This is a genomic window from Eisenbergiella porci (assembly GCF_009696275.1).
Taxonomy (GTDB): Bacteria; Bacillota; Clostridia; order Lachnospirales; family Lachnospiraceae; genus Eisenbergiella; species Eisenbergiella porci.
The window spans coordinates 22,837-29,136 of record NZ_VUMI01000069.1 but is presented as its reverse complement, the minus strand read 5'-3'; the positions used below and the strand labels follow the sequence as shown (position 1 = coordinate 29,136).

The following is a 6,300-nucleotide window of genomic DNA, read 5'->3' as shown; positions in this document are numbered from 1 at the left end:
GGGATAAGAGGAACAGGGAAAAGGGTAAGTTCAGTTATAAAGACATCAAAAACGTATATGTCATAGTGCTTTTTGAGAAAAGCCCTGTGGAATTTCATTCTATGGAAAAGGAATATCTGCATAAATCGGACTGGAGCTTTGATACAGGGCTGGAGCTGAATTTATTACAGAATTTTATCTTTATTACGCTTGACATATTCCAAAAAAACATGGAAAATAAAAGTATAGAAAACGAACTGGAGGCGTGGCTGATGTTCTACAGTACGCAGGATCCGGAACGGATAATCGAGCTGATAAGTCAACACCCCGTTGTAAGCAACGGGGCATTTGACCCTCGCGGCAGTCGCCAAGTGGATGCACAAGTGCATCCGTTTGGCTCGTTGCTCGCGGAAATAAATACCCGATGTTCAGACAGATGTATAGGGACGTATATGAGGTCTGCCGGAATATGGAGAAGGTGATGGGAATGTTTTCGGAAGAGCTAAGAGAGATGGATCGGAATACAGTGCAGTATATGATTGACGAGATGCAGGCGACGATAGATGCACAGTCCGCTGCGTTGGAAGAAGAGAAGAAGAGGCGTGAGGAAGAGAAGAAAAAGTACGAGGAAGAAATGCAGGAGCTGATTGCTGCCCAGACTGCTGCGCTTGATAAGGCCATGAAGCGGATAGAAGAACTGGAAAGAAAGAACGGTTCTGAATCCGCAAAATAAGCTGCCGCAGTGTGTGGTGGAAGCTGATGTTTCCCGCTGTAGTACTGTGTAGCGTTAAACTCAAAAGAGCGCAGACAGAAACCACGTGCCGATAATCCTCGCTTGAAAAAACTATAAAGAGTAGCATCCGGACGCTGCATGATTTGCGGGTAGGGATGCTATTTCTTTTTGCCATTTCGTTTCCCTGGATATAACGGAACTGCAGGAACTGTGAAGATAATGAACAGTTAAAATACATGAAAGACACCCCTGGATGGAAAAGCAGGTTTCATTGACTTTATCCCGTAAAATAGGTATAATAAAGCCGGCAAACAGCATGGCTGCGGGGAGGTTTACGGTGTCCGGCCGTAAGAGGCGAAGGAAATGTCAAAGAGGGGTACTGTGCGGCATTTACGACAGGTTCGTAGGTGTTTGAAATGCTGAAAATAAAGTTTATGACCGGGCAGAACAGGGGTTTATATGGAGAAGAATTATGATGTGATTATTATCGGAGCCGGGCCGGGAGGTATTTTCTGCGCTTATGAGCTGCTGGAGAAGAATAAGGATTTGAAGGTACTGATGGTGGAGAAGGGACGGCCGATTGAAAAAAGGACGTGTCCTAAGAGGAAGACCAAGGTCTGCGTGGGCTGTAAGCCCTGTTCCATTACAACGGGATTTGCAGGAGCGGGGGCTTTTTCGGACGGAAAGCTTTCCCTGTCGCCTGATGTGGGCGGGAACCTGCCGGAGATTCTGGGATATGAGGAAACAAAGGCTCTGATTCATGAGTCGGATGATATTTATCTGAAGTTTGGCGCGGATACGCGTGTGTATGGTATAGATAAGGAAAAGGAGATCCGGGAAATCCGCAGGGAGGCCATCAATGCAAACCTGAAGCTGGTGGAGTGCCCTATCCGTCATCTGGGGACGGAAGAGGGGTATAAGATTTACTCCCGTCTGCAGGAGGCGCTGGCTGAAAAGGGCGTGGAAATGCTTTTTAATACCATGGTTTCTGAGATTCTTGTGGAAAACGGCCATGTAAGGGGCGTGGTCACGGACAAAGGGGATACCTTCCTGTCGGATGAGGTAGTATCTGCGGTAGGGCGTGAGGGAGCCGACTGGTTCAAGGATAAATGCGCGCAGATCGGAATAGAGACAACGCCGGGTACGGTGGATATCGGCGTGCGTGTGGAGGTGCGTGACGAGGTCATGCAGTTCCTGAATGAGAATCTGTATGAAGCGAAGCTGATTTTCTATACGCCTACCTTTGATGATAAGGTGCGTACCTTCTGTACGAATCCTTCGGGAGAGGTGGCGACGGAATATTATGAGGGCGGGCTTGCCGTGGTGAATGGTCATGCCTATAAATCCCAGGATTATAAAACGAGTAATACGAATTTTGCATTGCTTGTGTCCAAAAATTTCACCAAACCGTTCAGCACACCGATTGAGTATGGACGTAAAATTGCAGAACTTTCCAACATGCTCTGCGGCGGTAAGATTCTTGTGCAGACCTTCGGTGATTTTAAAAGGGGCAGAAGGACGACGGAGGAGAGACTGTGCCGGAACAACCTGATCCCCACGTTAAAGGATGCAGTGCCCGGCGATCTGTCTCTGGTATTCCCTCACAGGATCATGGTGGATATCGCGGAGATGATTGAGGCGCTGGATAAGGTGACTCCGGGTATCGCCAGTGACGAAACCCTGCTTTATGGCGTAGAGGTGAAATTCTACTCCAACAAGGTGGTAGTGAATAAGGATTTTGAAACGAGCATCAAGGGGCTTCGCGCCATCGGAGACGGCGCCGGGGTGACCAGAGGGCTTCAGCAGGCTTCCGCCAACGGCCTGAGTGTGGCGAGAAGCATTATTAAAAGCATGGGAAAGTGAGAATGAAAAAAACAGCAATGAGGCTGGCGGGCTGCCTTCTGGCATCCTGCCTGCTGCTGCCGCTGAATGCCTGCAGCAGCGCGGAACCGGTAAAAATCGTACTTACCACCGGTTTTAATAAAAATGAAATATTCCGTCTGGAGGACACCTCCTGTACCCTTCCTGAGCTTATGGTATATCTGACCACTGAGCAGAATACCTATGAGTCGGTATACGGCAGGGAAATATGGGAGACAAAGTCTGAGGGGGCAGGTCTGGAAGAGCGGCTGAAGGACAAGGTTCTGGCGGAGATTTCCCAGATCAAGGCCATGACGCTTCTGGCTGCCCGCAGGGAAATTGTGCTTTCTCCGGAAGAGGAGGAGTTGGCTGTGCAGGCCGCCGACGAGTATTATGAGTCCCTGAATGAAACGGAGCGCAGTGCCATGGGGGTTACGAACCAGCTGATTGAGGGGATGTACCGTGATTATGCTCTGGCGGACAAGGTGTACCGTCAGATTATCAGCGACATTAATCCGGAAATCAGCGATGACGAGGCCAGAAATATCACGGTGCAGCATATCCTGATCAAAACGGTTACGGAAAATGCGGATGGTACAATTTCTGCTTTTTCGGACGCGGAAAAGGCAAAATGCTACCGCAGGGCCCAGGAGGTGCTGGCTGCGGCGTCGGAGGGAGAGGCCTTCGAAGCACTTATTGAAAAATACAGCGACGATCCCCAGGGAACGATATCCTTCGGCAAGGGCGAACGGGAAATGGCCTTTGAAACCGCCGCTTTTAATCTGGGGACGGATGAAATCAGCGGGATTGTGGAGACTGCGGAGGGGTATGAGATCATCAAGTGCATTAATACCTTCAACCGGGAGGAAACGGACCGGAACAAGCTGAAAATCGTGGAAAAGCGCAAGGATGAGGTTTTCGGGCAGGAATACGACAGCTTTGTGAACTCCCTGGCGAAGAATCTGAACGAGCCGCTGTGGGATTCTGTAAACATGATTCATGACGACGCGGTGACTACAAGCAGTTTTTTTGAAGTTTATAAAAAATATTTTTCGCAGCCGTAGTTTCCGGCTGTATAAGGAAAGGAAGCAGGACAGGGATGAATACGTTTGAATATGTGGTGGTGAGTCTGGACAGCGATTATGCCAATCTGAAAAGGACGGACGAGGAATCTGATGAAATTAAGCTGGTAGCCAGGGCGCTTCTGCCGCCGGAAACGGATGAAGGGACCAGGCTTAAATATGAATTTCTGCAGTACTCCATAATTGCCTGACAGTGATTGGAGCTCTGCTGCAAAGGCTTGTGACTGTCCCTGGGATTGTTAAATAAAGGAGAGTGTAAAATAAAGTGTGCAGGCGATTGATTGCCTGCACACTTTATTTTATGATATTTGCGCCTGTAAGCCTAAGCCTTCTGTTCTGTAAAAATATCACGGATACGCATCTGAAGCTTTTCCAGGTCGTCCGCATCAGGATGGGACAGCGCCTGGCTGAAATTAGCGAGGAAGGCGGCGGCCCTTTCATTGTCAGGAGCTTTTTCCAGCATGGCTTCGTAGCGCTCTTTTACGGCAGCAGGCATTTTCCCCTGGCACATGTAGGTTCCAAGGAGCGTATTGTCATCAGGAAGCTGTGCGCTTACATTTTCAAGAATCCGGGAAAAGTAGGCATCGCTTCCTCCAAAGCCCGCGGTTCCGAAAAGAAAGACCTTTTTATGATGGATTCCCTGAAGGAATGCGGTCATTTTTTCATCGCAGCTACCTTTATCGGTCCAGAAGCCTGCCAGCAAATACGGGGCTTCCTGCCAGCCGGAAGCCTCTCCTGCCAGCATTAGTTCATCAAGGCTGCCGGAATAAATACAGTCCTCCGGAGGAAGCGCGGCCAGGACGGCCTGTGCCAGCTGTGCGGTGTTGCCTGTGCGGCTGCTGAATACAACGGAATATTTCATGATTCTTTCCTTTCTGCCGGAGCGGTTTCCCATATGCTCTTATACGCCATTGTGATGCGTTGACGTTTAAAACGCAATGTTTTTACAGGCATTTTTTCCAGCGGGCAACGAGCAAGGCAGCCATGCCTGCATGGATATCCGGCGACTGCGGCGGGGCAAATGCCTGTAGCTCTGCGGCGCTGCAAGCTTATACTCTGTTACTTGCAGCAGGGTATTTGACCGTCATAAATACAGTGGACACCCCGGTGCTGCTGTATGCCGCCCAGGCATTCCTGATTACAGCGGATACAGTAGTGGATGGAATCCTCCCTGCCTTCCCGCACCTTTTTCACCCAATCCGGATCTGCGATGAGCTGGCGGCTCATGGCGGCGCAGTCGATCCTGTGCTTCTGAAGCTGTTCTTCGATAAAAGAAGGATGGACCAGGCCGCCCACGCCGCAGAGGGGTAGTGCGGTCAGCCCGCGCAGCGCATCACAGAAATCCAGGAAGCAGCCTTCTTGGCTGAAAAAAGGATGGCTGGCCGGCGGAATGGTGTCGGTAAGAGCGCCGTGGTTGGCCAGTGTAACATGGAAGCTGGTTACGCCTGCCTGTTCAAGGAGAGGTACAAATATGGGAAGCTCCTCCTGCAGGATGCCGGCGTTTCCATAATGCGGGTTTTCTCTGCGCACGGCCAGTTTAAAATCTATGGGAAATTGGGGGAGTGCACTGCGGATGGCGGAAACGCATTCCACTGCAAAGCGCGCCCGGTTTTCCGGTGAACCGCCGTAGGAATCCTGGCGTTTGTTGTAGAGGGAGGAGCTGAAGCTGCCGCACATCCTGTCGCCATGGACCTCGACCATATCAAAGCCAAGCTTTTTGGCTTCCAGGGCGGCGGAACCGAAGGAGGAGGTGATCCTGCGGATTTTTTCCGGAGGGAGCGAGGTAATGTAAGGGGATATTTGATCATTCAACAGACGGCGCAGTTCCCCGTGGGAAATTTGTTTTGTAAGGATACCGGGAAGAAAACGCAGCATGCCCTTCCAGTCGGAGTCCGACTGATGCAGCTGGGCGCAAATCAGGCAGCCATGTTCATGGGCTGCGGCTGTCAGCCTGCGGTAGTAAGCGGCCCCTTTGCGGGTAAAAAGAGAATGGAAGCCCCTTTTTCCCACGGGAACATCCCCTATGATGATCATGGAACAGCCGCCGGCGGCAATGGCTTCCATTTTTGCAAGAAGTTCATCCTCTTTCAGCCCCATGGAGGTAGGGGCGAAGATGATCCGGTTTTTCAGGGTCAGCCCGCCCAGTGTGACAGGGCTGTTTATGGTTTCATACATGGTGGTTCCTTCCTTTCCCCGGGCAGGATTCTGCGCAGCAGGGCAAGCAGCTGTGTGTGCTCTTCCTGAGTCAGGCCCCGGACAGCCTCCGCCTCCCAGCGGTCAAACAAATCATGGCTTAAGTCAAAGGCATCCTGTCCCTTGTCCGTCAGCTCTAAAATGCATGAACGCTTATCCGCAGGATTTGCCTGGCGGAGGATAAAGCCTGTTTCCTCCAGACGGGTAAGGGAACGGGTGGAATGGCCGGCATCCATTTGGAGGGAACGGCTCAGCTCGCCGGGGGAACAGCCGGGATGCTTTCCTATATACAGAATAAAATACAACAGTCCCTGGGAAAGTCCCTGCTCGGACAGCTTCTGTCCGCAATATTCGGTAAAATCCTTCCGCAGGAGGGAAATATAGTGAGGTAAAGAAGGATGCATGGACAGGACTCCTTTTTTAGTTGGTATAATTTAATTGACAAAGTCAAAT

General features: G+C 50.7%; 7 protein-coding genes and 1 pseudogene. 5 read left to right on the top strand and 3 right to left on the bottom strand.

Annotated elements, in window-relative coordinates; translation table 11 throughout:
• The 5 genes and pseudogenes from FYJ45_RS29895 to FYJ45_RS26110 all read left to right on the top strand — a co-directional run.
• A pseudogene (locus tag FYJ45_RS29895) lies at window positions 1–461 on the top strand (hypothetical protein); the annotation flags it as partial.
• Complete coding sequence (locus FYJ45_RS26125; protein ID WP_154467983.1) at window positions 449–712, top strand: hypothetical protein; 264 nt, start codon at window positions 449–451, stop codon at window positions 710–712. The pseudogene FYJ45_RS29895 and the gene FYJ45_RS26125, both read left to right, overlap by 13 nt.
• A 459-nt stretch (window positions 713–1,171) precedes the next feature.
• Window positions 1,172–2,575, top strand: a complete 1,404-nt coding sequence (locus tag FYJ45_RS26120) for an NAD(P)/FAD-dependent oxidoreductase (RefSeq protein WP_154467982.1) — start codon at window positions 1,172–1,174, stop codon at window positions 2,573–2,575.
• Window positions 2,576–2,577: 2 nt separating this feature from the next.
• Window positions 2,578–3,636 (top strand): peptidylprolyl isomerase, encoded by a 1,059-nt coding sequence (locus FYJ45_RS26115; protein WP_235931024.1) that lies wholly within the window; start codon window positions 2,578–2,580, stop codon window positions 3,634–3,636.
• A 35-nt stretch (window positions 3,637–3,671) separates the two neighbouring features.
• Entirely contained in the window at window positions 3,672–3,845 is a 174-nt protein-coding gene (locus FYJ45_RS26110; RefSeq protein WP_154467981.1) for a chorismate--pyruvate lyase, read from the top strand.
• A 131-nt stretch (window positions 3,846–3,976) separates the two neighbouring features.
• Here the strand turns inward: FYJ45_RS26110 and bilS are convergent, their stop codons facing one another.
• The 3 genes from bilS to bilQ all read right to left on the bottom strand — a co-directional run bounded on the left by bilS (window position 3,977) and on the right by bilQ (window position 6,251).
• Window positions 3,977–4,516: a flavodoxin family protein BilS gene (gene bilS / locus FYJ45_RS26105; protein WP_154467980.1), complete on the bottom strand. Its 540-nt coding sequence runs from the start codon at window positions 4,514–4,516 to the stop codon at window positions 3,977–3,979.
• 197 nt (window positions 4,517–4,713) lie between these two features.
• Window positions 4,714–5,829: a bilirubin reductase gene (gene bilR, locus FYJ45_RS26100; RefSeq protein ID WP_154467979.1), complete on the bottom strand. Its 1,116-nt coding sequence runs from the start codon at window positions 5,827–5,829 to the stop codon at window positions 4,714–4,716.
• Window positions 5,814–6,251, bottom strand: coding sequence for a bilirubin utilization transcriptional regulator BilQ (gene bilQ / locus FYJ45_RS26095; RefSeq protein ID WP_025490772.1), 438 nt, complete (start codon window positions 6,249–6,251; stop codon window positions 5,814–5,816). Before bilQ ends, bilR begins: the two co-directional genes overlap by 16 nt.
• Between the last annotated feature and the right edge of the window lie 49 nt (window positions 6,252–6,300).

Coding starts and splice junctions, on each gene's coding strand:
- bilS (WP_154467980.1), bottom strand. CDS start 4,516: ATGAAATATTCCGTTGTATTCAGCAGCCGCACAGGCAACACCGCACAG.
- bilQ (WP_025490772.1), bottom strand. CDS start 6,251: ATGCATCCTTCTTTACCTCACTATATTTCCCTCCTGCGGAAGGATTTT.
- FYJ45_RS26110 (WP_154467981.1), top strand. CDS start 3,672: ATGAATACGTTTGAATATGTGGTGGTGAGTCTGGACAGCGATTATGCC.
- FYJ45_RS26115 (WP_235931024.1), top strand. CDS start 2,578: ATGAAAAAAACAGCAATGAGGCTGGCGGGCTGCCTTCTGGCATCCTGC.
- FYJ45_RS26125 (WP_154467983.1), top strand. CDS start 449: ATGGAGAAGGTGATGGGAATGTTTTCGGAAGAGCTAAGAGAGATGGAT.
- bilR (WP_154467979.1), bottom strand. CDS start 5,829: ATGTATGAAACCATAAACAGCCCTGTCACACTGGGCGGGCTGACCCTG.
- FYJ45_RS26120 (WP_154467982.1), top strand. CDS start 1,172: ATGGAGAAGAATTATGATGTGATTATTATCGGAGCCGGGCCGGGAGGT.